This is a genomic window from Starkeya nomas (genome assembly GCF_902703545.1).
In the GTDB taxonomy this organism is placed as follows: Bacteria; Pseudomonadota; Alphaproteobacteria; order Rhizobiales; family Xanthobacteraceae; genus Ancylobacter; species Ancylobacter moscoviensis.
This window is the reverse complement of record NZ_CACSAS010000001.1, coordinates 2167762-2193334: the sequence shown is the minus strand read 5'-3', so window position 1 is coordinate 2193334 and position 25573 is coordinate 2167762. Positions and strand designations below refer to the sequence as shown.

17 protein-coding genes are annotated in these 25573 nt (G+C 72.1%); 16 read left to right on the top strand and 1 reads right to left on the bottom strand.

Features of this window, described 5'->3' with window-relative positions:
• The first annotated feature begins 104 nt into the window (after positions 1-104).
• The 6 genes from cobW to STARVERO_RS10640 all read left to right on the top strand — a co-directional run bounded on the left by cobW (position 105) and on the right by STARVERO_RS10640 (position 8068).
• Positions 105-1166 (top strand): cobalamin biosynthesis protein CobW, encoded by a 1062-nt coding sequence (gene cobW, locus STARVERO_RS10665; RefSeq protein ID WP_159598840.1) that lies wholly within the window; start codon positions 105-107, stop codon positions 1164-1166.
• A gap of 188 nt (positions 1167-1354) precedes the next feature.
• The gene (gene cobN / locus STARVERO_RS10660) at positions 1355-4702 is read left to right on the top strand and encodes a cobaltochelatase subunit CobN (protein WP_159598839.1); all 3348 of its coding nucleotides are present in this window, start codon (positions 1355-1357) and stop codon (positions 4700-4702) included.
• The gene (gene cobG, locus STARVERO_RS10655) at positions 4699-5913 is read left to right on the top strand and encodes a precorrin-3B synthase (protein ID WP_159598838.1); all 1215 of its coding nucleotides are present in this window, start codon (positions 4699-4701) and stop codon (positions 5911-5913) included. Before cobN ends, cobG begins: the two co-directional genes overlap by 4 nt.
• The gene (locus STARVERO_RS10650; RefSeq protein ID WP_422802137.1) at positions 5914-6549 is read left to right on the top strand and encodes a precorrin-8X methylmutase; all 636 of its coding nucleotides are present in this window, start codon (positions 5914-5916) and stop codon (positions 6547-6549) included.
• Complete coding sequence (locus tag STARVERO_RS10645) at positions 6546-7310, top strand: precorrin-2 C(20)-methyltransferase (RefSeq protein WP_144342165.1); 765 nt, start codon at positions 6546-6548, stop codon at positions 7308-7310. Before STARVERO_RS10650 ends, STARVERO_RS10645 begins: the two co-directional genes overlap by 4 nt.
• A complete protein-coding gene (locus STARVERO_RS10640) occupies positions 7307-8068 on the top strand; it encodes a precorrin-3B C(17)-methyltransferase (RefSeq protein ID WP_144342166.1) in 762 nt (253 codons plus the stop codon). The genes STARVERO_RS10645 and STARVERO_RS10640 overlap by 4 nt, the downstream gene beginning before the upstream one ends.
• Positions 8069-8292: 224 nt before the next feature.
• Here STARVERO_RS10640 and STARVERO_RS10635 read toward each other — a convergent pair whose 3' ends face one another.
• Positions 8293-9081, bottom strand: coding sequence for a cobalt-precorrin-6A reductase (locus tag STARVERO_RS10635; protein ID WP_159598837.1), 789 nt, complete (start codon positions 9079-9081; stop codon positions 8293-8295).
• Here STARVERO_RS10635 and cbiE point away from each other — a divergent pair.
• From cbiE to glgX, 10 genes are all read left to right on the top strand, one after another.
• On the top strand, positions 9080-10363 hold the full coding sequence (cbiE, locus tag STARVERO_RS10630; RefSeq protein ID WP_159598836.1) for a precorrin-6y C5,15-methyltransferase (decarboxylating) subunit CbiE: 1284 nt from the start codon (positions 9080-9082) through the stop codon (positions 10361-10363). The two genes, STARVERO_RS10635 and cbiE, sit on opposite strands and share 2 nt — an antisense overlap.
• Entirely contained in the window at positions 10360-10758 is a 399-nt protein-coding gene (locus STARVERO_RS10625; RefSeq protein ID WP_159598835.1) for a cobalamin biosynthesis protein, read from the top strand. Before cbiE ends, STARVERO_RS10625 begins: the two co-directional genes overlap by 4 nt.
• Positions 10755-11513: a precorrin-4 C(11)-methyltransferase gene (gene cobM, locus STARVERO_RS10620; RefSeq protein ID WP_159598834.1), complete on the top strand. Its 759-nt coding sequence runs from the start codon at positions 10755-10757 to the stop codon at positions 11511-11513. Before STARVERO_RS10625 ends, cobM begins: the two co-directional genes overlap by 4 nt.
• A gap of 277 nt (positions 11514-11790) precedes the next feature.
• On the top strand, positions 11791-13119 hold the full coding sequence (locus STARVERO_RS10615; protein WP_159598833.1) for a cobyrinic acid a,c-diamide synthase CobB: 1329 nt from the start codon (positions 11791-11793) through the stop codon (positions 13117-13119).
• A gap of 3 nt (positions 13120-13122) precedes the next feature.
• Entirely contained in the window at positions 13123-13500 is a 378-nt protein-coding gene (locus STARVERO_RS10610) for a DUF423 domain-containing protein (RefSeq protein ID WP_159598832.1), read from the top strand.
• 104 nt (positions 13501-13604) lie between these two features.
• Positions 13605-16109 (top strand): glycogen/starch/alpha-glucan phosphorylase, encoded by a 2505-nt coding sequence (locus STARVERO_RS10605; RefSeq protein WP_144342173.1) that lies wholly within the window; start codon positions 13605-13607, stop codon positions 16107-16109.
• 152 nt (positions 16110-16261) lie between these two features.
• Positions 16262-18496 (top strand): 1,4-alpha-glucan branching protein GlgB, encoded by a 2235-nt coding sequence (glgB, locus tag STARVERO_RS10600; protein ID WP_159598831.1) that lies wholly within the window; start codon positions 16262-16264, stop codon positions 18494-18496.
• A 22-nt stretch (positions 18497-18518) separates the two neighbouring features.
• On the top strand, positions 18519-19787 hold the full coding sequence (glgC, locus tag STARVERO_RS10595; protein ID WP_144342175.1) for a glucose-1-phosphate adenylyltransferase: 1269 nt from the start codon (positions 18519-18521) through the stop codon (positions 19785-19787).
• Positions 19788-19930: 143 nt separating this feature from the next.
• Positions 19931-21388, top strand: coding sequence for a glycogen synthase GlgA (gene glgA, locus STARVERO_RS10590; protein WP_159598830.1), 1458 nt, complete (start codon positions 19931-19933; stop codon positions 21386-21388).
• Positions 21385-25533 carry a glycogen debranching protein GlgX gene (gene glgX / locus STARVERO_RS10585; RefSeq protein WP_159598829.1) on the top strand — a complete coding sequence of 1383 codons (4149 nt, stop codon included), beginning with the start codon at positions 21385-21387 and terminating at the stop codon, positions 25531-25533. Before glgA ends, glgX begins: the two co-directional genes overlap by 4 nt.
• Positions 25534-25573 lie beyond the last annotated feature (40 nt).

The window sequence follows — 25573 nt, the reverse complement described above, 5'->3', positions numbered from 1 at the left end:
GGGTGCCCGGCAGTCAGGCAGAGCCGCGCCTCCCGCGGCTTCGCGCGGAAATCCTTCCGCGACCGGCGCATCCCGCGAACGTTGGATTTTCGTGGAGACGCCGCATGAACACCGCCGCCCCGACCCCTCTCGACCGGGTGCCGTGCACCATCGTCACCGGCTTCCTCGGCTCCGGCAAGACGACGCTGATCCGCCACGTGCTGGAAACCGTGAAGGGCAAGCGGCTGGCGGTGATCGTCAACGAGTTCGGCGATGTCGGCATCGACGGTGAGATCCTTAGGGGATGCGGCATCGACACCTGCCCGGAGGAGAACATCGTCGAGCTGGCGAATGGCTGCATCTGCTGCACCGTGGCGGATGATTTCGTGCCCGCGCTCGACGCCATTCTCGCGCGCTCGCCCAGGGTCGACCACATCCTGATCGAGACCTCCGGCCTCGCGCTGCCCAAGCCGCTGGTGCAGGCCTTCCACTGGCCGGCGATCAGGAGCCGGGTGACGGTGGACGGCGTGGTCGCGGTGGTGGACGGCGCGGCGCTGGCGGACGGGCGCGTGGCGCATGACCATGACGCGCTCAGCCAGCAGCGCGCGGCGGATGCCTCGCTCGACCATGACGACCCGATCGAGGAAGTGTTCGACGACCAGATCGCCTGCGCCGACCTCGTGATCCTCACCAAGGCGGACCTGATCGATGCGGCCGGGCAGGCCAGGGCGCGGGCGGCGCTCGACGCCGAGCTGCCCAGGGGCGTGCGGGTGGTGAGCGTTACCGAAGGCCGGGTCGACCCCGTGGTGCTTATGGGGCTCGGCGTCGGCACGGAGAACGACATCGAGAACCGCAGGACCCATCACGACAATGAGGCCGAGCACGATCACGACGATTTCGACAGCTTCGTCGTCGAGGTCCCCGAGATCGCCGATCCGGCGGAGTTCGCCGCCCGCATCGCCCGCGCGGCGGAGGAAGCGGAAGTGTTGCGGGTGAAGGGTTTCCTGCCCGTCGCCGGCAAGCCGATGCGCCTGCTGGTGCAGGCGGTCGGCCCGCGCGTGGCGCATCATTTCGACCGCGCATGGGGCGCGGAACCGCGTGTGGGGCGGCTCGTCGCCATCGGCCTCAAGGGCCTCGATCGGGCGAAGGTGGAGGCCATCCTCGCCGGGGAACGGGAGGTCGCGTGATCGGGCGCCTCGCCCATGCGCGACGTCATGGCCGGACGTGTTCCGAAGTCGGCATTTGCCTACTTCTGTCTCTAGAGTGCGGAACTCGGGCTTGCCCGAGTTCCGGCCATCCACGTCTTTGGCCGATGAAGAAGTCGTGGATGCCCGGGCGATGCCCGGGCATGACGGCCTTCTGAGCGAGGCCGGCCATGCACATCCTCACCACCACCTCGAGCAGCCTCGACGATCTCGTCGAGCCGGTTGATCTCGGCCAGATGCCGGGGGAGGTGGTGGTCGTGTCCTTCGCCGACAGCGACCTGATGGGCCTCGCTTCGGCGCTGGCGCGGGCGCAGGATGCCGGCCTGCCGAGCCTGCGCCTCGCCAATCTGCGCGATCTCCGGCATCCGATGTCGGTCGATCTGTGGATCGACAGCGTGGCCGTTCATGCGCGGATCGTCGTCGTGCGCCTGCTCGGGGGGCTCGACTGGTGGCGCTACGGCGTCGACCGGCTGAGCGCCGAGGCAAGGGCGCGCGGCTTCGCGCTGGCCGTGCTGCCGGGCGAGGATCGCGACGATCCACGGCTCGCGGAGGCCTCGACGCTGCCGCCGGCGGAGCTGGAGGCGCTGCTCGGCTATTTCCGCGCCGGCGGGCCGGCGAACATGCGCGCGCTGCTGGAGCGGCTGGCCCTGCATGCCGGCCGTACCTTCGCCCCGACGCCTCCCGTGCCGGTGCCGCTGGCGGGTTTCCACGCCTGGGAAGGCGAGGGGGAGGCTGCGGGGCGGGCGGTTCCGGTCATCTTCTATCGCTCCATGGAACTGGCCGGGGACACCGCGCCGGTGGACGCGCTGTGCACCGCTCTCGCCGCCAAGGAATTGACGCCGAAGCCGATTTTCGTGGCGAGCCTGAAGGAGCCGACCTCCATCGCCTTCCTGAAGGAGGCGCTGGCCGCTCTCGATCCCGCCGCCATCGTCACGCTGACCGCCTTCGCCGCCGCCGATCCGGGCGAGGAAACCGTTCTCGACGCCGCCGGGGTGCCGGTCCTGCAGGCGGTCGTCGCCACCACCCGGCGCGAGGCCTGGGTGGAGGGCGTGCGCGGGCTGACCAGCGCCGACCTCGCCATGCATGTGGTGCTGCCCGAACTCGACGGGCGCGTGCTCGCCGGGGCCGTCTCGTTCAAGGCGCCGGACACGGCGGCGGCCGCCGTGCCGGGATTCGCCGGGCTGGTGAATCGGGCGGAATGCAACCGTATCGAGCAGGTAGCAAAACGCGTAGCAGCGCTGGTGCAACTCGGTGCTACGGAGCGCTACTCCCGGCGCGTCACCGTGCTGATGCCCGATTACGCCGGCGCCCCCGGCCGCACCGGCTGGGCGGTGGGGCTCGACGTGCCGGCGAGCGTGCTGGCGCTGATGGACGACCTCGCCGCCGCCGGCTACCGGCTCGAGGACCGGCCGGCGGACGAGCGGGAGTTGGTGGAACGGCTGGCGGCGGTCCCGAAGGATGACCGTCATGCCCGGCCTCGGGCCGGGCATCCACGACTTGATCGGGAGGAAGGCGTGGATGGCCGGGACAAGCCCGGCCATGACGTCGGGGATGCGGCGCTGCCGCTCGCCGACTATCGGGACTGGCTGGCAACCCTCCCGCCCGCCGCCATCGCCGCCGTCGAGGCCGCCTGGGGCGCGCCGGAGGACGATCCAGACCTCATCGACGGCGCCTTCCGTTTCCGGGCGCGGCGCTTCGGCAACGTCACCGTCGCCCTCGCGCCGGACCGTGGAAGCCGGGCCGAGCGGCGGGCGCAGTATCATGACCCGGCCCTGCCGCCGCGCCACGCGCTGCTCGCCTTCGGGCTGTGGCTGCAAGGCGGGGCCGACGTCCTCGTCCACATGGGCGCGCACGGCACGCTGGAATGGCTGCCGGGCAAGCATGTGGCGCTGACCGAAGCGTGTTTCCCGGAGTTGGTGCTGGGCGCGCTCCCCGTCGCCTATCCCTTCATCGTGTCGAATCCCGGCGAGGCGGCGCAGGCCAAGCGGCGCATCGCGGCGGTGGCGCTCGGCCACCTGCCGCCGCCCACCGTCGAAGCCGGGCTGGCCTTTGAGGCGGCCGAACTTGAACGCCTCGTCGACGAATATGCGCAGGCCGACGGGCTGGACCGGCGCCGGCGCGAGCGGCTGGCACGGCTGATCGTCGAGGAGGCCGAGCGCACCGGCCTTGCCCGCGATGCCGGGCTGGCGACGGGCGCCGAGCCGGATGAGGCGCTGAAGCAGATCGATGCCTTCCTTTGCGACATCAAGGAGATGCGGCTCAAGGACGGCTTCCACATCTATGGCCGGGGTGTCTGCGGCGAGGCTGAGCGCGACGGGCTGCTCGCCGTGCTGGACGGGCGGCGCGTCGCCGCCGGGCCGGCCGGCGCGCCGGGGCGCGGGCGCACCGACGTGATGCCGACGGGGCGCAATCTGTTCGCCAGCGACCCGCGCGCCCTGCCGACGCCGACCGCCATGGACCTCGGGCGGCTGGCGGCCGAGGAGGTGCTGCGGGCCTATGCGCAGGCGCATGGCGACTGGCCGCGCGCGCTGGTGCTGGATCTGTGGGGCAGCGCCACGCTGCGCACCGGCGGCGAGGAGATCGCGCAGGGGCTGGCGCTGATCGGGGCCCGCCCGACCTGGGACCCCGCCACCGGGCGCGTGACCGGCATCGAGGTGCTGCCGACCGCCGTGCTGGGACGGCCGCGCGTCGACGTGACGTTCCGCATCTCCGGCCTGTTCCGCGACCTGTTTCCGGCGCAGATCGCGCTGCTCGACGCCGCGCTGCGGGCGGTGGCGCGGCGCGAGGAGACGGCGGACGAGAACCCGCTGAAGGCGGCGGGAGAAGAAGCCGCGCGCATCTTCGGCACCGCGCCGGGGGCTTATGGCGCGGGGCTGGAAGCCGGCGACATCGAGCGCGAGGCACTGGGCGCCGCCTATCTCGCAAGCGCCTCGCACGCCTATGGCGGCGCGGAGGGCGAGGCGCGTGACGCCGGTGCAGCCTTCACGGCGCGGGTGGCGGCGGCGGACCTGCTGGTGCATGGCGCCGACGATCCCGGCCGCGACCTGCTGGAGGGCGATGCCGACCTCGCCTTCATCGGCGGCTTCGCGGCGGCGGCGGAAGGGCTGGGGCGCGCGCCCGACCTCGTGGTGCTGGACACTTCCGACCCCGCGCGGCCGGCGGCGCGCCCGCTCGACCAGGCGATCGCCCGCATCGTGCGCGGACGGGTGAACCCGCGCCATGTCGGCGGGCTGCTGCGGCACGGGCCGCGCGGCGCGGCGGAGATCGCCGAGACGGTCGACCGGCTGATCGGCTTCGCCGAGGCGACGCGGGCGGTGCCGGGCCATCTGATCGACGCGCTCCACGCCGCCTATGTCGGCGACGCGGCGGTGCGCGACTTCCTCCTGCGGACCTCGCCCGAGGCGGCGCGCTTCGTCGCGGCGCGCTTCGAGGGGGCGCGGGAGAAGGGGCTCTGGCACCCGCGCCGCAACGACGTGGCGGCCGACCTCGCCCTGCTTTCCGGGGAGGCGGCGGAATGAGCGATGTCGCCCGCCTGCGGCGCGGGGCCTGCCCGAGCCTGCCGCGCCCGATGCGCACCGGTGACGGGCTGCTGGCGCGGCTGCAGCCGCGGGCGCCGCTGACCCTCGACCAACTCGGCGGGCTGGCGCGGCTTGCCCGCGAGCTCGGCAACGGCATTCTCGAGGTGACGGCGCGCGGCAAGCTGCAATTGCGCGGCCTGAGCGAGGCGAGCGCGGGGCCGCTGGCGGAGGGCGTCGGCGCGCTGGGCATCGAGATGCCCGAAGGTTTCCCTGTGGAGGTGAACGCGCTGGCGGGCCGCGACCCGGCGGAGGTTTTCGATCCGCGCCCGCTCGCGCAGGCCATCGCGCAGGCCGCCGCCGGGCTGGTGCCGCGCCTCGCGCCGAAGGTCTCCGTCGTCGTCGACGGCGGCGGGACGCTGCGGCTCGGCGAGCTGAAGGCGGATATCGGCGTGAGCGCGGGGGAGGCCGGGACGCGGCTCATCGCGCTCGCCGGCCGGCCGGTCGGGCTGGCGGCGCCGGAACAGGCCGCGGCCGTCGTGGTGGCGCTGCTGGAACGGCTCGCGGCGCGGGGGAATGCCGCCCGCATGCCCGAGCTGCTGGCGCAGGAGGGGGCCGAAGCGCTGGCCGCCTCCCTTGATCTCGCGCCGGCGGGGGCGATCTCCCGGCCCGCGCCGTCCGAGCCGGTCGGCCTTCATGCGCTGAAGGACGGCACGCTCGCGCTCGGCGTAGGGCTTGCCTTCGGGCAGGTCGCGGCGGCGGCGCTGGAAGATTTTGTGAGAGCCGCCCGCGCGGCCGGGGCGCGCCGCGTGGAGCCGGCGGCGGGGAGGGCGCTGCTGGCGACCGGCCTGACGCGCGCGGCGGCGGAGAGGCTGCGCGCGCAGGCGGGCGCGCTGGGCTTCATCACCGATCCCGCCGATCCGCGCTGCCGCGTCTTCGCCTGCGCCGGGCAGCCGGCCTGCGCCTCGGCGCGCCTTGAGACGCATGCGCTCGCCTCCACCCTGGCGCCGCTGATGAGAGGCGGGGAACTGCATGTTTCGGGCTGCGTGAAGGGCTGCGCGCACCCTGCGCCGGCGGCGCTGACCATCGTGGGACTGGACGAAGGTGCCGGTCTCGTGGTCGAAGGCACGCCGCGCGACGTTCCCGCGCGCATCGTGCCGGTGGCGGGGCTGCCCGGAGCCGTGCGTGAGTTTCTGAAGAAGGACCCGATCTGAGTGTCCATCCCGTTCGATTACGTGCGCGACGGCAACGCGATCTATGAGCGCTCCTTCGCCATCATCCGCGAGGAGGCCGAGCTTGGCCGCTTCTCGGCGGATGAGGCGGATGTGGCGGTGCGCATGATCCACGCCTGCGGGCTGGTGGAAGCGGCCTATGCCATCGACTTCTCGCCCGATCTGGTACGGGCCGCGCGCGCGGCGCTGAAGGCCGGCGCGCCGATCCTGTGCGATGCGGAGATGGTGGCGCACGGCGTCACCCGCGCCCGGCTGCCGGCGGGCAACGAGGTGATCTGCACGCTGCGCGAGCCGGCCGTGCCGGGGCTGGCGGAGCGGCTCGGCACCACGCGCTCGGCTGCCGCGCTGGAACTGTGGCGCGACCGCATGGAGGGCGCCGTCATCGCCATCGGCAACGCGCCGACGGCGCTGTTCCGGCTGCTCGAAATGCTCGATGCCGGCGTGCCGAAGCCGGCGGCGATCCTCGGCATTCCCGTCGGCTTCGTCGGTGCGGCCGAATCCAAGGACGCGCTCGCGGCGGGCGACCATGGGGTGCCCTGGCTGGTGGTGCGCGGGCGGCTGGGCGGCAGCGCCATGACGGCGGCGGCGGTGAACGCGCTGGCGAGGCCCGGCATATGAACGCGATCTCGACGGGCTCCGAACGGAGCGGGACGGGCGCCGGCCGCCTGATCGGCGTGGGCGTCGGGCCGGGCGATCCCGAACTGATGACGCTGAAGGCGGTGCGCGCGCTCGGCGAGGCCGACGTCGTCGCCTATTTCGCCAAGCAGGGCAATGCCAGCCACGCGCGGGCCATCGCCTGCGGGCATTTCCGCGCCGGGGCGCAGGAGCTGCCGCTCGGCTATCCCGTGACCACCGAGCTGCCGAAGGACGAGGCGCCCTACCGCGCCGCCATCACCGATTTCTATGAAGACGCGGCGAGGTCGGTCGCGGCGCATCTCGATGCCGGGCGGACGGTGGCGGTGCTCTCGGAGGGCGATCCGCTGTTCTACGGTTCCTACATGCACCTGCATGTGCGCCTGTCCCAGCGCTACCCGACCGAGGTGATCGCCGGCGTCACCGGCATGTCCGGCTGCTGGTCGCAGGCCGGGACACCGATCGCGCAGGGCGACGACGTGCTGAGCGTGCTGCCGGGCACGCTGCCGGAAGCCGAGCTGACGCGGCGGCTCGCCGAGGCGGACGCGGCGGTGATCATGAAGGTGGGACGCAACCTGCCGAAGATACGGCGCGCGCTCGACGCCGCCGGCCGGCTGGAACGGGCGCTCTATGTCGAGCGCGGCACGATGAACGGCAGCCATTGCGAAAGGCTGGCGGGGAGGGCGGACGTGCCGGCGCCCTATTTCGCCATCGTGCTGGTGCCGGGTTGGGGGACGCGCGGATGAGTGCGGGCAAGCTCTACGTCGTCGGCCTCGGGCCGGGAGAGGCGCGCTTCCTGACGCCGGAGGCCAGCGCGGCGCTCGGCGAGGCCGAGGCGCTCTACGGCTACGCGCCCTATCTCGACCGCGTGCCGGCGCGCGACGGGCAGGCGCGCCATGCCTCCGACAACCGCGAGGAGCTGGCGCGTGCGGGCGCGGCGCTTGCCCATGCGGCGGGCGGGGCGACGGTGGCGATGGTCTCGGGCGGCGACCCCGGCGTGTTCGCCATGGCGGCGGCGGTGATCGAGGCGATCGAGACCGGGCCGGCGGAATGGCGGGCGCTGGAACTCGCGGTGGTGCCGGGCATCACCGCTATGCTGGCGGTGGCGGCGAAGTGCGGCGCGCCGCTGGGGCACGATTTCTGCGCCATCTCGCTCTCCGACAACCTCAAGCCCTGGGACGTAATCGAGAAGCGGCTGCGCCTCGCCGCGCAGGCGGGCTTCGCCATGGCCTTCTACAACCCGGTGTCCAAGGCGCGCCCGCACCAGCTCGACACCGCCTTCGACATCCTGCGCGAGGAGCTGGCCGGCAGCGTGCCGGTGATCTTCGGGCGGGCGGTGGGGCGGCCGGACGAGCGCATGCGCGTGGTGCCGCTGACCCATGCGCGCGGCCACATGGCCGACATGGCGACCTGCATCCTGGTCGGCTCGGCGGAGACGCGGATCGTCGAGCGGCCGGGCCGGCCCTCGCTGGTCTACACGCCGCGCCGGTCGGGAGATGCCTGATGGGGCCGGCCCTTGCGAGCTGCCCGCTCAGGGGTTCGTCATGGCCGGGCTTGGCCCGAAGTCGGCAAATGCCGGCTTCGGTCGCCAGAGTGCGGAACTCGGGCAAGCCCGAGTTCCGGCCATCCACGCCTTCCTTTTCCCCGAACGCCCGGCCAAAGTCGTGGGTCCCCGGGTCAAGCCCGGGGATGACGGTCAGATGTCGGCAGGGGCGGAATGGAGAAGGCTCAAGCCGGGGATTTCGGCAGGCCGAGCCCCTGCAGCCACGCCACCGCCGCCTCCACGCTTTCCACCGTCTCGACCTCGGGGCGGGCGGGACGCGCCACCATGATGACCTCGATGCCGAGCGCGCGGGCGGCTTCCAGCTTGCCGTAGGTCGCCGCGCCGCCGCTGTTCTTCGACAGCACCGCGTCGATGCGGTGCTCCTCGAGCAGCGCCCGCTCGTCCGCCTCCGCGAAGGGGCCGCGCGCCTCGATGTAGCGGGCGTGCGGCACGGCGAGGGGCGGGGCGACGGGATCGATGCTGCGCACGAGGTAATGGTGCTGCGGGGCGGCCTCGAGCGCGCGGACCTCGTTGCGGCCGAGCGCGACCAGCACCCGGCGCGGCGCGGCGCCGAGCCTCGCCACCGCCTCCGGGATGTCGGCGGCGTCGGTCCAGACATCGCCCGGCCGGCGGGTCCAGGCGGGGCGGAGCAGGGCGAGCAGCGGCACGCCGGCGACGCGCGCGGCCTCCGCCGCGTTGCGCGAGATGACGGCGGCGAAGGGATGGGTGGCGTCGATCAGCGCCTCGATGCGCTCCGCCTTGAGATGCGCCGCCAGCCCCTCCGTGCCGCCGAAGCCGCCCGAGCGGGTGGGGGCGGGCAGGTCGAGCGGGTTGCGCGTGCGCCCGGCAAGCGACAGGCTGACCTCGTAATCGCCGCGCGCGGCAAGCGCCTGCGCCAGCGCGCGCGCCTCGGCCGTGCCGCCGAGGATGAGCAGGCGTGGGCGCGTATCGCGGTTCGGGTCGGGCAGGGTCATGCAGGGCACTGAGTCCATAGCCATCGGGCGGCGCGACGATGCGCCGGAGGCGCGCTGGTTGTCCATCGTCGGGATCGGCGAGGACGGGCTCGATGGCCTCTCGCCCGCCGCCCGCACCGCCATCGAGGCGGCGGAGGTGGTGTTCGGCGGGGCGCGGCATCTGGCGCTGGCTGGTGTGTCGGTGACGGGAACGGCGGCGAAGAGAACGGCAGTTGTGTGGCCGAGCCCGTTCGAGCGGGGGATCGAGCAGGTGCTCGCCATGCGCGGGCGGAAGGTCTGCGTTCTTGCCTCGGGCGACCCGTTCCTCCACGGCGTCGGCGCGACGCTGGCGCGCCACCTGCCGGCCGGGGAGATGCGGGTCATTCCCGCGCCGTCCTCCTACAGCCTCGCCGGTGCCCGCCTCGGCTGGCCGCTGGCGGAGACGACGTGCCTGACCGTGCATGGCCGCTCGCTCGATCTCGTCCACGCGCATCTGCATCCCGGCCGGCGGCTGCTAGTGCTGACCTCCGACGGGGCTGGGCCGGGCGAGATCGCCAGGCTGATGACCGGAAGCGGCTTCGGCGGCTCCACGCTGCACGTGCTTGAGGCGCTGGGCGGGCCGCGCGAGCGGGTGCGCTCGGCGACGGCGGCGGCGTTCGACCTCGCCGATGTCGACCCGCTCAACCTTCTGGGCATCGAGGTCGCGGCGGGGGAGGGCGCACGGATCATCGCCCGCGCGCCCGGCCTGCCGGACGACCTGTTCGAGCATGACGGGCAGCTCACAAAGCGCGAGATCCGGGCGCTGACGCTTTCCGCCCTGGCGCCGCGCCGGGGCGAGCTTCTGTGGGATATCGGCGCCGGGGCGGGGTCCGTCGGCATCGAATGGATGCTGGCCGACCCCTCGCTCGAAGCGGTCGGCATCGAGGAGCGGCCGGAGCGGGCGGCGCGGGCGCGGCGCAACGCGCAGGCGCTCGGCGTGCCGGGGCTCGCGATCGTCGAGGGCCGGGCGCCGCAGGCTCTGGCCGGCCTGCCGGTGCCCGACGTGGTGTTCATCGGCGGCGGGGCGGGCGAGCCGGGCGTGATGGACGCCGCCATCGCGGCGCTGAAGCCGGGCGGGCGGCTGGTCGTCAACGCGGTGACGCTGGAGACCGAGGCGCTGCTGATCGCCCGCCACGCGGCGCAGGGCGGCGAGCTGGTGCGCCTCTCCGTCGCCCGCGCGGCGCCGGTGGGCGGGCTCACCGGCTGGCGGCCGGCGATGCCGGTGACGCAATGGAGCTGGGCGAAGCCGGGAGGCGCGTCGTGATCGTGGCCGGCGTCGGCAGCCGTCGCGGGGTGACGGCGGAGGAGGTCTGCGCGGCGGTGCGCGGGGCGCTGGCGCGCCACGACGTGAAGCTGTGCGACATCTCGCTGATGGCGACGCCGGCGATCAAGGGCGGCGAGGCCGGCATCATCAAGGCGGCGCTCGATCTCGGGCTGCTGTTGGTGATGGTGCCGCAGGCGCAGCTGGAATCCGCCGGGGAACGGGCGGTGACGCATTCCGAGCGCGTGGTGGCGCTGATGGGCGTGCCCTCGGTGGCGGAAGCCTCGGCGCTGGCGGTGGCCGGCCGGCGCTCGACGCTGATCGGGCCGCGCTTCGTGCTGGGGCCGGTGACCTGCGCGCTGGCGCGCGAGGCTGAAAAAGGGGTGGAGACGCCGTGACCGTGCATTTCATCGGCGCCGGGCCCGGCGCGGCGGATCTGATGACGCTGCGCGGGCGCGACCTCATCGCCCGCTGCCCCGTCTGCCTCTATGCCGGCTCCATCGTGCCGCCCGAGGTGCTGGGCTGGTGCCCGGAGGGCGCGCGCATCGTCGACACGGCGCCGCTGTCGCTCGACGAGATCGAGGCGGAATTCCTTGCCGCCGACGCCGCCGGGCTCGACGTGGCGCGGCTGCAGTCCGGCGACCTGTCGATCTATTCGGCGGTGGCCGAGCAGACGCGGCGGCTGGAGCGGGCCGGGATCGCCTACACGCTCACCCCCGGCGTGCCGGCCTTTGCGGCGGCGAGCGCAGTGCTGGGACGCGAGCTGACCGTGCCGGGGCTGGTGCAGAGCGTGGTCATCACCCGGGTTTCCGGGCGGGCCTCGGCCATGCCGGAGGGCGAGACGCTGGCCGCCTTCGGCGGGACGGGCGCGACGCTCGCCATCCACCTCGCCATCCATGCGCTGGAGCAGGTGGTGCGCGAGCTGACGCCGCTCTACGGCGCCGACTGCCCGGTCGCCGTGGTGGTGGAGGCGACGCGGCCGGCCGAGCGGGTCATCGCCGGCACGCTCGGCGACATCCTTGCCAAGGTCGCGGCCGAGCCGGTGGAGCGCACGGCGCTGATCATGGCCGGGCGGGCGCTGGCGGCGGAGGATTTCCGCGAGAGCGCGCTCTACGACGCCGCCTATCAGCGCCGCTTCCGGGGGCGGGGATGAGGAGGCGCGAGATTAGCACCCGTCGAGGCGCGGGCCATGCCCGGGCACCTCGGGACGACGTGCCCCCGGGAAAGCAACGTCATCCCAAGAGCCTGACGGACACGTCCCCGAACGCCGTCATCCCCGGGCGTGTCCCGGGGGTCCACGACTTTGCCACCGCTTCTACCCGGCCGATAGGCGTGGATGGCCGGGACAAGCCCGGCCATGACGGCGCCTTTGTCACAGCCGCTGAGACCTTGCCGCCGGCCTCGAAGGATGTAGCCGCTGGAGCCATTTCATGACCGCGCGCGGCTTCATCATCGCGGCGCCGCGCTCGGGGTCGGGCAAGACGACGGTGACGCTCGGGCTCGCCTCGGCCTTCGCGGCGCGAGGCGTCGGCGTGCGCGCGGTGAAGTCCGGGCCGGACTATATCGACCCCGCCTTCCATGCCGCCGCCACGGGCCGGCCGGGGCTGAACCTCGACAGCTTCGCCATGCCGCCCGTGCTGATCGACGCGCTGGCGGCGGAGGCGGCGGAGAGCGCCGATCTCGTCATCGTCGAAGCGTCGATGGGGCTGTTCGACGGCATCGTCGGCGAGCCGGGGCGGACGGGGGCGGCGGCGGACCTCGCGGCGCGGCTCGGCCTGCCGGTGGTGCTGGTGCTCGACATTTCCGGCCAATCGCAATCGGCCGCCGCCGTGGTGCGGGGCTTCGCGACGCACGATCCCGACGTGCGGATCGCCGGGGTGATCCTCAACAAGGTGGCGAGCGAGCGCCACCGCGCGCAGGCGGGCGAGGCGATCGCCGCGCTGGGTATCCAGATATTGGGCAGTCTGCCGCGTGAGGGGGCGGTGAGCCTGCCGGAGCGGCATCTCGGCCTCGTGCAGGCCGCCGAGCATCCCGAGCTTGCCGGGCAGCTCGCCGCGCTGGCGGAGCGGGCGGAGCGGCACATCGACCTCGACGCGCTGGCGGGGATCGCCGTGCCGATGATGCCCGCCGGAGGGCCGGCGCCGCTGGCGCTGCCGCCGCCCGGCCAGCGCATCGCGCTCGCCAGCGACGTCGCCTTCTCCTTCGCCTATGAGCATCTGGTCGCCGGCTGGCGGCGGGCGGGGGCGGAAATCCTGCCATTCTCGCCGCTCGCCGACGAGGCGCCGGCGGCGGACGCCGACGCCTGCTGGCTGCCGGGCGGCTATCCCGAGCTGCATGCCGGCACGCTGGCGAGCGCCGCGCAGTTCCTCGACGGGGTGCGGGATTTCGCGCGGACGCGGCCGGTGCATGGGGAGTGCGGCGGCTTCATGGTGCTGGGCGAGGCGATCGAGGATGCCGAGGGCGTGCCGCACCGCATGCTCGGCCTGCTCGGCCACGCCACCAGCTTCGCCCGGCGAAAGCTCAATCTCGGCTACCGGCGGGCGGCGACGCTGGCGGCCTCGCCGATCGGCCCGGCGGGCACGCAGCTGCGCGGCCACGAGTTCCATTATGCCAGCGTCACACAGCAGGGCGACGATGCGCCGCTTGTCGAATTGAGCGACGGACAGGGTAAGGGAATAGGACCAGCCGGGAGCCGCCGCGGGCGGGTCTCGGGAACCTTCTTCCACGTCATCGCCGTTGAACAAGCCGAACTGGAGTGAACCATGAACGCCTATCGCCGCTTCCTCGTCCTGCTGGCCGGCCTGATGGGAGCAGCGGGGGTGGCCGCGGCGGCGGCCGGGGCGCATGTGAACCCCGACCCGAACCTCGCCACCGCCGCCAGCTTCCTGATGCTCGGCGCGGCGGCGGTTATCGGCGCCTGCGCGCTGGCCACGGCGCGGGGGCAGGGCTGGTCCTTCGCGACGGCGGGCGGGGGAATCATCGCCCTGGGCACGCTGCTTTTCAGCGGCACGCTGGCCGGGCGGGTGCTCTGGGACGTGGTTCTTTTTCCTATGGCCGCGCCGATCGGCGGGACTATGCTGATCGTCGGATGGCTGGTCCTGGGACTGGCGGCGTTCGAGCGGGGGAGCCGCGCCGGCTGAAGTTGGCCAGAAGGTTGCATCAAACGAGAACGGTATTCGCGAGAACGGCACCCGCCACCCGGCCGGGCCGGGGGCGGCAGCCGCAACGGGAGCACTAGCTGCACATGTCAGTCGAGGTCGAAGAGAAGATGCTGGACAAGCCGGAGACCGTCGCGCGCCCGGCAGCGGGCGGGAGCGGGGACGACGTCGCCCAGTTCCGCGCGGCGGTGATCTCCAAGCTCACCTATGCGGTGGGCAAGAACCCGGCGGCGGCGAGCGATCGCGACTGGTTCCTCGCCACCGCCTTCGCCACCCGCGACCGGATCGTCGACCGCTGGATCACCTCGACCCGCCAGACCTATTCGGAAGGCCGCAAGCGGGTCTACTACCTCTCGCTGGAGTTCCTCATCGGGCGGCTGCTGTTCGACGCGCTGACCAATCTGGAGATGCTGGAGACGGCGCGCTCGGCGCTGGGCGACCTCGGCGTCGACCTCGACCGGCTGCGGCAGGTGGAGCCGGACGCGGCGCTGGGCAATGGCGGCCTCGGGCGCCTCGCCGCCTGCTTCATGGACAGCATGGCGACGCTCTCCATCGCCGCCTATGGCTACGGCATCCGCTACGACCACGGCCTGTTCCGCCAGAGGATCAAGAACGGCTGGCAGCAGGAATATCCCGAGGACTGGCTGTCCTTCGGCAATCCGTGGGAATTCGAGCGCCCCGAGGTCTATTACGATATCGGCTTCGGCGGCTCGGTGGAGGCGCTCCCGATGGGGGGCGACCGCAAGAAGCAGGTCTGGCATCCCGCCGAGACGGTGGAGGCGGTGGCCTATGACACGCCCATCGTCGGCTGGCGCGGCCACCATGTGAACACGCTGCGCCTGTGGTCGGCCCGCGCCGCCGACCCGCTGCGGCTCGACGCCTTCAACCAGGGCGACCATGTCGGCGCGCTGGCCGACCAGGTGAAGGCCGAGGCGATCTCCAAGGTGCTCTACCCGAGCGACGCGACGCCGGCTGGGCAGGAGCTGCGCCTGCGGCAGGAATACTTCTTCACCGCCGCCTCGCTGCGCGACCTGATCCGCCGCCATATCGACAGCTTCGGCGACGTGCGCTCGCTGCCCGACAAGGTGTCGATCCAGCTCAACGACACGCATCCTTCCATCGCCGTCGCCGAGCTGATGCGCACCCTGCTCGACGAGCACGACATCGAGTGGGACGAGGCGTTCGACATCACCGTGCGCACCATCTCCTACACCAACCACACGCTCCTGCCCGAGGCGCTGGAGACCTGGCCGGTGCCGCTGATGGAGCGCGTGCTGCCGCGCCACATGCAGATCATCTACCTGCTCAACGCCAAGCATCTGGAGAAGGTGCGCGCCGAGTTCCCCGGCGACGACGCGCTGGCCAGCTCCGTGTCGCTGATCCAGGAGGATCACGGCCGGCGCGTGCGCATGGGCAATCTCGCCTTCCTCGGCTCGCACTCGATCAACGGCGTCGCGGCGCTGCACAGTGAGCTGATGAAGACCACGGTCTTCAAGGATTTCTACCGGCTGTTCCCCGACCGGATGAACAACAAGACCAACGGCATCACCTTCCGCCGCTGGCTCTACCAGGCCAATCCCGGCCTCACCAGCCTGCTGGTCGATGTGTGCGGGCCGGAGGTGCTGGACGACGCCTCGCAGCTCAAGAAGCTGGAAGCCTTCGCGGGCGATTCCTCGCTGCACGACCGGCTGGCCGCCGTGCGCCGGCAGAACAAGGTGGCGCTGGCGCGGATCATCCGTGACCGGCTCGACATCAAGGTCAATCCGGGCGCGCTGTTCGACGTCCAGATCAAGCGCATCCACGAATACAAGCGCCAGCTCCTGAACGTGCTGGAGACGATCGCGCTCTACGACTCCATGCGCGCCAACCCGACCCGGAACTGGGCGCCGCGGGTGAAGATCTTCTCCGGCAAGGCGGCGGCGAGCTACCAGATGGCCAAGCTCATCATCAAGCTCGCCAACGACGTGGCCCGCGTGGTCAACGACGACCCGACCGTGCGCGACCTGCTGAAGGTGGTGTTCCTGCCGAACTACAATGTCAGCCTCGCCGAGAGCATCATCCCGGCGGCGGACCTGTCGGAGCAGATCTCCACCGCCGGCATGGAAGCCTCCGGCACCGGCAACATGAAGATGGCGCTCAACGGCGCGCTGACCATCGGCACGCTCGACGGCGCCAATGTCGAGATCAAGGAGCATGTCGGCGACGACAACATCTTCATCTTCGGCCTGACCGCCGAGGAAGTGGAGGAGCGCCGCCGCAACGGCATCGACGAGGCGGGCGCGATCCGCGACTCCCACCACCTCGGCGAGGTGCTGGACGCGGTGGGCTCGGGCGTGTTCTCGCCCGATGAGCCCGACCGCTTCCGGCCGCTGGTCGATGCGCTGCGCCACCATGACTACTTCCTCGTGACGGCGGATTTCGACGCCTATTGGGACGCCCAGCGCGAGGTCGACGCGCGCTGGAACGACCGGGCGGCGTGGTGGACCTCGAGCGCGATCAACACCGCCAATATGGGCTGGTTCTCCTCCGACCGGACGATCACCGAATACGCCACCGAGATCTGGAACGTGCCGGTGCGGCCCGTCCGCTGACGCCGACGAGCCGGGCGGCGCCTCGCCCGGCTCCGCCTCCGCCGTGCCTTCCGGAATCGTCCTGACGCGTGGATGTTGTTTTGGCAGTAGAGGAACCTTTCCTGCGTCGTTATCGTGGACCCGATGGTCCGACACAGGAAGGATTGGTCGTGATGTTCGCGTGGCAGGCGCCCGACCGGGAGGTCGACGCACTCGTTGGGGGCCGCCACAACGATCCTTTCGCCCTGCTCGGGCCGCATGAGAGCCCGGACGGCCTCGTCATCCGCGCCTTCGTTCCCCATGCCGGCACGCTGGAGGCCATCGAGGCCGACGGCTCGGTCATCGCCGAGCTGGGCCGCCGGCACGATGCCGGCTTCTTCGAGGGGCTGGTGCCCGGCCGTCCCGCCTGGGCGCGCTATTGCCTGCGCGCCCGCAACGAGGGCGGCGAATGGGTGCTGCACGATCCCTATTCCTTCGGCCCGGCGCTGGGGCCGATGGACGACTATCTCCTCGTCGAGGGCACGCACCGCCAGCTCTACGAGCGGCTCGGCGCGCATCCTTGCGAGCATGAGGGCGTGGTCGGCGTGCGCTTCGCGGTGTGGGCGCCGAACGCCTCGCGCGTCTCCGTGGTGGGCGACTTCAACCAGTGGGACGGTCGCCGGCACCAGATGCGCAAGCGCGTCGACAGCGGGCTGTGGGAGATCTTCGCGCCGGAGGTGGGCGAGGGGACGATCTACAAATACGAGATCGTCGCCGCCGACGGGCGCCTGCTGCCGCTGAAGGCCGACCCCTTCGGCTTCGCCGGCGAGATGCGCCCGGCGACCGGCTCGGTGGTGGCGCGCACCGACAATTTCGTCTGGCACGACGAGGCGCACGTCGCCGCCCGCGACAGCGGGGAGGCGCGCCGGCGGCCGATGGCGACCTACGAGGTGCATCTCGGCTCCTGGCGGCGGGGCGAATGGAACCGCTTCCTGACCTATGACGAGCTGGCCGACCAGCTCGTTCCCTATGCCGCCTGGATGGGCTTCACCCATATCGAGCTGCTGCCGGTCTCCGAGCACCCGCTCGACCAGAGCTGGGGCTACCAGCCGATCGGCCTGTTCGCGCCGACCAGCCGCTTCGGCGACCCGGCCGGCTTCGCGCGCTTCGTCGACCGGGCGCATCAGGCGGGGCTGTCGGTGATCCTCGACTGGGTGCCGGCGCATTTCCCGACCGACATCCACGGCCTCGCGCATTTCGACGGCACCGCTCTCTACGAGCATCCGGACCCGCGGCGCGGATTTCATCCCGACTGGAATACGGCGATCTACGACTTCGGCCGGCGCGAAGTCGCCAATATGCTGATCGCCAACGCGCTGTACTGGCTCGACCGTTTCCACATCGACGGGCTGCGCGTGGATGCGGTGGCCTCGATGCTCTACCTGAACTACTCGCGCAAGGAAGGCGAATGGGCGCCGAACCCGGACGGCTCCAACGACAACAAGGATGCCGTCGCCTTCCTGCGCCGCGCCAACGAGACCATCTATGCCGCGCATCCCGGCACGGTGGTGATCGCCGAGGAATCCACCTCCTGGGCCGGTGTCTCGCATCCCGTCTATGCCGGCGGGCTCGGCTTCGGCTTCAAGTGGAACATGGGCTGGATGCACGACACGCTCGACTACATGTCGACGGAATCGGTCTACCGCCCCTGGCACCACGACAAGATCACCTTCGGCATCACCTACGCCTTCTCGGAGAACTTCGTGCTGCCGCTCTCCCATGACGAGGTGGTGCACGGGAAGGGCACGGTCTTCAGCCGCCTGCCGGGGGACGACTGGCAGCGCTTCGCCACCCAGCGCGCCTATTACGCGATGATGTGGGCCTATCCCGGCAAGAAGCTGCTGTTCATGGGCCAGGAATTCGCCCAGCGTCGGGAGTGGAGCGAGGAGCGCTCGCTCGACTGGCACCTCCTCGAGATGGGCCCGCACCATCGCGGCATGCAGCTTCTGGTGCGCGACCTGAACCATCTGTACCGCGACGAGGTTTCCCTGCACGCGCGGGACTGCGAGCCCGAAGGCTTTCGCTGGATCGTCGTCGACGACAAGAACCAGTCGGTGTTCGCCTGGCTCCGTCTCGGCCCGGATGGCGAGCCGCCGGTGGCGATGGTCTCCAACCTGACCCCGGTGCCGCGCGAGCACTACCGGCTCGGCCTGCCCCATGCGGGCGTGTGGCGGGAGATCATGAACACGGACGCGGAGAACTACGGCGGCTCCGGCATGGGCAATCTCGGCGCGGTGACGGCCGGCGAGGAGCCGGCGCACGGGCAGCGGGCGAGCGCCCATATTGTGTTACCGCCGCTCGCCACGCTTTACTTCAGGTGGGAACCGGACGCGCCGACGCCGCAGGGCGGGGCGACGTCGCGGCAATAGGACCTCAGGGAGACAACGCCAAATGGCAAGGCCGACGATCCAGAATGCTCCATTGGCCCGCTCGGCCATGGCCTATGTCCTCGCCGGTGGCCGCGGCAGTCGCCTGATGGAGCTGACGGACCGCCGTGCCAAGCCCGCCGTCTATTTCGGCGGCAAGTCGCGCATCATCGACTTCGCGCTCTCCAACGCCATCAATTCCGGCATCCGCCGCATCGGCGTGGCCACGCAGTACCAGGCCCACAGCCTGATCCGCCACCTCCAGCGCGGCTGGAACTTCCTTCGCCACGAGCGCAACGAGAGCTTCGACGTCCTGCCCGCCAGCCAGCGCGTCTCCGAGACCATGTGGTACCTCGGCACGGCGGACGCGGTGTACCAGAACCTCGACATCATCGAGGCCTACGACACCCGCCACATCATCATCCTGGCCGGGGACCACATCTACAAGCAGGACTACGAGATCATGCTCCAGCAGCACGTCGACCAGGGGGCCGACGTGACGGTGGGCTGCCTGGAGGTGCCGCGCGCGGAGGCGAGTGCTTTCGGCGTCATGCATGTCGACGCGCAGGACAACATCATCTCCTTCCTGGAGAAGCCGAAGGACCCGCCGCCGATGCCCGGCAAGCCGGACAAGGCGCTGGCCTCGATGGGCATTTATGTGTTCGAGACCAAGTTCCTGATCGACCAGCTGCGCCGCGACGCCGCCGACCCGCTCTCGACGCATGATTTCGGCAAGGACATCATTCCCTACCTCGTCAAGCACGGGAAGGCGGTGGCGCACCACTTCTCGCGCTCCTGCGTGCGCTCCGACCAGGAGACGGCGCCCTACTGGCGCGACGTGGGGACGGTCGACGCCTATTGGGAGGCGAATATCGACCTCACCGGCGTGGTGCCCGAACTCGATCTCTATGACCGCGACTGGCCGATCTGGACCTATGCCGAGATCACCCCGCCGGCGAAGTTCGTGCACGACGACGAGGGCCGGCGCGGGCAGGCGATCTCCTCGCTGGTGTCGGGCGGCTGCATCATCTCCGGCTCCTCGCTGCGCCGGGCGCTGCTGTTCACGGGGGTGCGGATCAATTCCTACGGTTCGATCGAGAACGGCGTCATCCTGCCCTATGTCGAGATCGGCCGCTCGGCGCGGCTGAAGAACGTGGTGATCGATTCCCATGTGCGCATTCCCGAGGGGCTCGTCGTCGGTGAGGACCCGGAACTCGATGCCCGGCGTTTCCGCCGGACGGAGAAGGGTATCTGCCTCATCACCCAGGCGATGATCGACCGGCTGCCAGCCTAGCGTTCGCCGCCTTCCGCATCTCCGGGACGGATCATCCGGGCGACAAGAAAGCGGCTTAGGTTCAGGATGTTGGGCAGTTTGCGCGAGTCGCCCGCCTGGCGCGGAACGTGCAGGTGCTTGTTGTCTGGGCTCGGGATCGGGGCGTGTCTTCCTTGAAGGTTCTTTCGGTCGTTTCGGAGATTTTCCCGCTGGTGAAGACCGGCGGGCTGGCGGATGTCGCCGGGGCGCTGCCGGCGGCGCTGGCGCCGCACGGCGTCGAGATGCGCACGCTGATCCCCGGCTATCCCGCGGTGAAGGCGGCGCTCGGCAAGGGCGAGAGCGTGCACCGCTTCGACCACCTGTTCGGCGGGCCGGCGCAGCTCATCGCCGGCCGGGCGGGCGGGCTCGACCTCTTCGTCATCGACGCGCCGCATTTCTATGACCGCCCCGGCGGGCCCTATGTCGGGCCGAACGGGATCGACTGGCCGGACAACGCCCAGCGCTTCGCCGCGCTCGGCGTCGTGGCCTCCGGCCTCGGCCTCGGGCTGGTGCCGGGATTCGTGCCGGACGTGGTGCACGCCCATGACTGGCAGGCGGGCCTCGCGCCGGCCTATCTCCACTATTCCGGCACGCGGCGGCCGGGAACGGTGATGACGATCCACAACATCGCCTTCCAGGGCCAGTTTCCCGCCCATGTGGCGACGATGCTGGGCCTGCCGGCGAATGCCTTCGCGATCGACGGCATCGAATATTACGGCATGGTCGGCTACCTGAAGGCGGGCCTCCAGCTCGCCGACCGCATCACCACCGTCTCGCCCGGCTATGCCGGGGAAATCCTGCTGCCGGAGGGCGGCATGGGGCTCGACGGCCTGCTGCAGGCGCGCAGCCACGTGGTCTCCGGCATTCTCAACGGGCTCGACGACGAGACCTGGAACCCGGCCGCCGACGCGCTGATCGCCGCCCCCTTCGACGTGAAGACGCTGAAGGCGCGGGCCGCCAACAAGGTGGCGCTGAAGGTCGATTTCGGCCTCGACCCGGACCCCGGCGCGCTGCTGTTCGGCGTGGTGAGCCGGCTGTCCTGGCAGAAGGGGCTGGACCTGCTGGCCGACAGCCTCGGCACGCTGCTCGATCTCGGCGCGCAGCTCGTGCTGCTGGGCTCCGGCGACGCGGACCTCGCCGGGCGCTTCGCCGGCGCGGCGCGCAGCCATCCCGGCCGGATCGGCGTGCGGCTCGGCTATGACGAGGCGGTGGCGCACCGCATCCAGGCGGGATCGGACGTGCTCATCGTGCCCTCGCGCTTCGAGCCCTGCGGCCTCACCCAGCTTTCGGCGCTGCGCTACGGGGCGCTGCCGCTGGTGGCGCGCGTCGGCGGGCTCGCCGACACGGTGATCGACGTGAACGAGATGGCCCGTACCTCCGGCGTCGGCACGGGGGTGCAGTTCTCGCCCGTCACCGCGCCGGCGCTCCAGCTCGCGCTCAAGCGCGTCGCCGGGCTGTGGCAGGACAAGGCGCTGTGGAAGAAGCTGCAGCGCAACGCCATGACCACGGACGTCTCCTGGGAGCGCGCGGCCAAGCAGTATGACACGCTGTTCCGCCAGCTCGCGGCGGAGCGGACGGGGTGAGCGACTGGCGCGTCTCGACCGGCCGGCCCGAGCCGCTCGGCGTCACGGCGGACGCGACGGGCGTCAATGTCGCGGTGTTCTCCGCCCATGCGGAGCGGATCGAATTCTGCCTCTTCGACGCGGCGGGTAACGCCGAGATCGCCCGTATCGCGCTGCCGGACCGCACCGGCGACGTGTTCCACGGCCATATTGCGGGCGTGCCGGCCGGCGCGCGCTACGGCCTGCGGGCGGCGGGGCCGTGGGCGCCGGAGAGGGGGCACCGCTTCAACCCCTGCAAGCTGCTGGTGGACCCCTATGCCAGCCGGCTCGACCGCCCGTTCCGGCTCGATCCGAGCCTGTTCGACGCCCGCGCCAAGGGGGCGGAGCGGGACGAGGTGGACAGCGCGGCGGCGGTGCCGAAAGCCATCGTCGCGGCGGGCGAGCCGGCGCCGCGGCGGGCGTCGCCGTTCCGCTGGGGCGCCGAGGTGTTCTACGAGCTGCATGTGCGCGGCTTCACCCGGCGCCATGAGGGGCTGCCGCTCGCCATGCGCGGCACCTTCGCCGCGCTGGCCGAGGCGCCGGCGCTGGAGCACCTGACGCGGCTCGGCATCACCACGGTCGAGCTGATGCCGGCCATGGCGTGGATCGACGAGCGGCACCTGCCGCCGCTGGGGCTCTCGAACTACTGGGGCTACAACCCGATCGTGTTCGGCGCGCCGGACCCGCGCCTCGCACCGGGCGGCTTCGAGGAGGTGGCGCGGGCGATCGAGGCGCTGCACGGGGCGGGCATCAAGGTGGTGCTCGACGTGGTGCTGAACCACAGCGGCGAGAGCGACGAATTCGGCCCGACGGTGAGCCTGCGCGGGCTCGACAACGCGACCTATTACCGGCACGCGAAGGATGATGCCGGCCGCCTCGTCAACGATGCCGGCACCGGCAACACGCTGGCGCTGGAACGCGCGCCGGTGCTGCGGCTCGGCATGGACATGCTGCGGCGCTGGGCGGCGCTGGGGCTCGACGGCTTCCGCTTCGACCTTGCCGCGACGCTGGGCCGGCGGGCCGACGGCTTCGACCCCGAGGCGCCCTTCCTCGCCGCGCTCCAGCAGGACCCGGCGCTGCGCGAACTGGCGCTGATCGCCGAGCCGTGGGACGTGGGGCCGGGCGGCTATCAGGTCGGGCGGTTCCCGCCGGAATGGGGCGAGTGGAACGACCGTTTCCGCGACGCGGCGCGGCATTTCTGGCGCGGCGATGCCGGGCGGGTGGGGGAGCTGGCGACGCGGCTCGCCGGCTCGGCGGACATCTTCGCCGCGCGGCGGCGGCCGCTCTCGCGCGGCATCAACTTCGTCACCGCCCATGACGGCTTCACGCTCGCCGACCTCGTTTCCTTCGACGGAAAGCACAACGAGGCCAATGGCGAGGCCAACCGCGACGGCACCGACGCCAATGCGAGCTGGAACCACGGCGTCGAGGGGCCGAGCGACGATCCGGCCGTGCAGGAGGCGCGGCGGGCCGACATGCGGGCGCTGCTGGCGACGCTGCTGGCGGCGCGCGGCACGCCCATGCTCACCATGGGCGACGAGTGCGGGCGCTCGCAGGGGGGCAACAACAACGCCTATGCGCAGGACAACGCGCTGACCTGGCTCGACTGGTCGGCCATGGATGAGAATCTCGCCGCCTTCACCGCGCGGCTGGTGCGGCTGCGCCTCGCCCATCCCGCGCTCCGGCGCGAGGCGCCGCTGACCGGACGGCCGGTCGACGCGAGCGGCTTTCCCGATGTCGACTGGCGCGCCCCCGATGGCGGGCCGGTGCCGTGGGACGAGGCGGAAAACCGGGCGCTGGTGGCGGTCTTCTACGCCCCGGCCGAGGGCGAGGCGCCGGCGGACCGCGTGAGCGTGGCGCTGAACGCTTCCGCCGAGGCGCGGCCGCTGGTGCCGCCGGCCTCGCGCGAGGGATTCCGCTGGCGGGTGGCGGCCGACAGCGCGCGGCCGGAGGCGGACGGCACCGGCGAGACGTTCGAGCTCGCCGCGCATTCCGCGCTCATCCTCGTCGAGGAAGCGGCGCCCGACGCGCCGCGCCGGGCCGGCGATCCCGCGCTGTTGCAGCGGCTCGCGGCGGCGGCGGGCATCGACGCGGAATGGTGGGAGGTGAACGGCACCCGCCGGGAGGTGGGCGACGACACCAAGCGCGCGCTCCTCGCCGCGCTGCGCCTGCCGGCCGGCGGCGACGGGGAGGCGCGCGACAGCCTCGCGCGGCTTTCCGGGCAGCGCTTCGGCCGCGACGTGCCTTTCGCCCGCGTGCTGCGGAGCGGCGGTTCCCGGCGGCTGACGCTGGCGGGGACGGCGGCGCAGGCACCGCGCCGGCTCGACCTCGCGCTGCGTCTGGAGGACGGGAGCACGGTGGAGCTGGCGGTGCGGCCCGAGGACGGCCTCCGCCGCGAGGTGGAGCGGCCGGACGGGCGTCTGGCAGCGATCCGCGAGATCGAGCTGCCGGAGCTGCCGGCGGGGCGGCACACGCTCGTCCTCGGAGAGAGCGAATGCCGGCTCACCGTCGCGCCGCCGGCCTGCTACCTGCCGCCGGAACTGGCGGCGGGCGGGAGGCTGTCGGGCATCGGCACCCATCTCTACACGCTGCGGCGGGGGACGCACGACCAGGGCATCGGCGATTTCACGGCGCTGGGGGAACTGGGCGTGCTGACGGCACAGGCGGGAGCGGATGTGCTCGGCCTCAACCCGCTGCACGCGCTCTTTGCGGATGACCGCGAGCGGGCGAGCCCCTATTCCCCCTCCGACCGGCGCTTCCTCGATCCGATCTATATCGACGTCGCCGCGCTGGGCGCCGGGATGGGCCCCTTCGCCGGCTTCGCGACCGGGGGCGCGGTCGATTATTCCGGCGTCTGGGCGGCGAAGGAGACGGCGCTGGCCGCGGCCTTCGCGGTCTTCGAGGCGGCGCCCAACCCGGATTTCGACCGCTTCGTCGCCGAGGGCGGGGCGCTGCTGGAGCGCTTCGCCATCCATCAGGCCATCGCCGCCGCGCATCCGCGCCGGAACTGGCGCGACTGGCCGGACGGGCTGGACGATGCCGACGGGTTGGCGGTGAAGGCCTTCGCCCGCGCGCACCCGCAGCCGGTGCGCTTCGCGCTGTGGCAGCAATGGGTGGCTGACCGGCAGCTCGCGGCGGCGGCCGGCAAGGCGCGGGAGGCGGGGCTCTCGCTCGGGCTCTACCGCGACCTCGCGGTGGGCACGGCGCCGGACGGGGCCGAGGCGTGGTCGGAAGCGGCCATGCTGATGCCGGGGGTGAATATCGGCGCGCCGCCCGATCCGCTGGGCCCGGAGGGGCAGAACTGGAACCTGCCGCCCTTCGATCCGCTCGCCCTGCAGCGCGGCGGCTATAGGCGCTTCGGCCGGCTGCTCGCGGCGAACATGCGCCATGCCGGGGCACTGCGGATCGACCATGTGATGGGGCTGCGCCGGCTGTTCCTCATTCCATATGGGGCGAGCGGGGCAGAGGGCAGCTATCTCGCCATGCCCTTCGAGGACCTCGCCGGGCAGGTGGCGCTGGAAAGCGCGCGGGCGAAATGCGTGGTCGTGGGCGAGGACCTCGGCACCGTGCCCTTCGGCATGCGCGACCAGCTCGCCGCCGAGCGCATGCTTTCCTACCGGGTGCTGTGGTTCGAGCGGCAGGGCGACGACTTCGCGCCGCCGGCTGCCTATCCCGCGCTGGCGGCGGCGTGCGTGTCGACCCACGACCTGCCGACGCTCGCCGGCTGGTGGGAGGGGGCGGATCTGAAGGAGCGCCGGACGCTTGGGCTGGAGGACGAGCAGTCCTACGCGCGGGCGCTGGCGGAACGGGCGCGCGAGCGCGAACGGCTGGGCGCGGCGCTGCTGAGCGAGGGGCTCATCGCCGCGCTGCCGGCGGCGGATGCGCCGCTCGACGACGCCTTCCTCGCCGCCGTGCACGGCTATATCGCCCGCACTCCCTCCATGCTGGCGCTGGCCCAGCTCGACGACCTGGCGGGGGAGGAGGTGGCGGTGAACCTGCCGGGCACCGACCGCGAGCGGCCGAACTGGCGGCGCCGGCTGGCCCGGCCGGTGGCCGAGGTGATGGCGAGCCCGCGCGCGCAGGCCGCGCTCGCCGCCATGGCGGGCGAACGCGGCCTGCATTCCTGAAGAACGGCTCCGCCCTTCGCATGGCGGGAGCGGCGCCGAA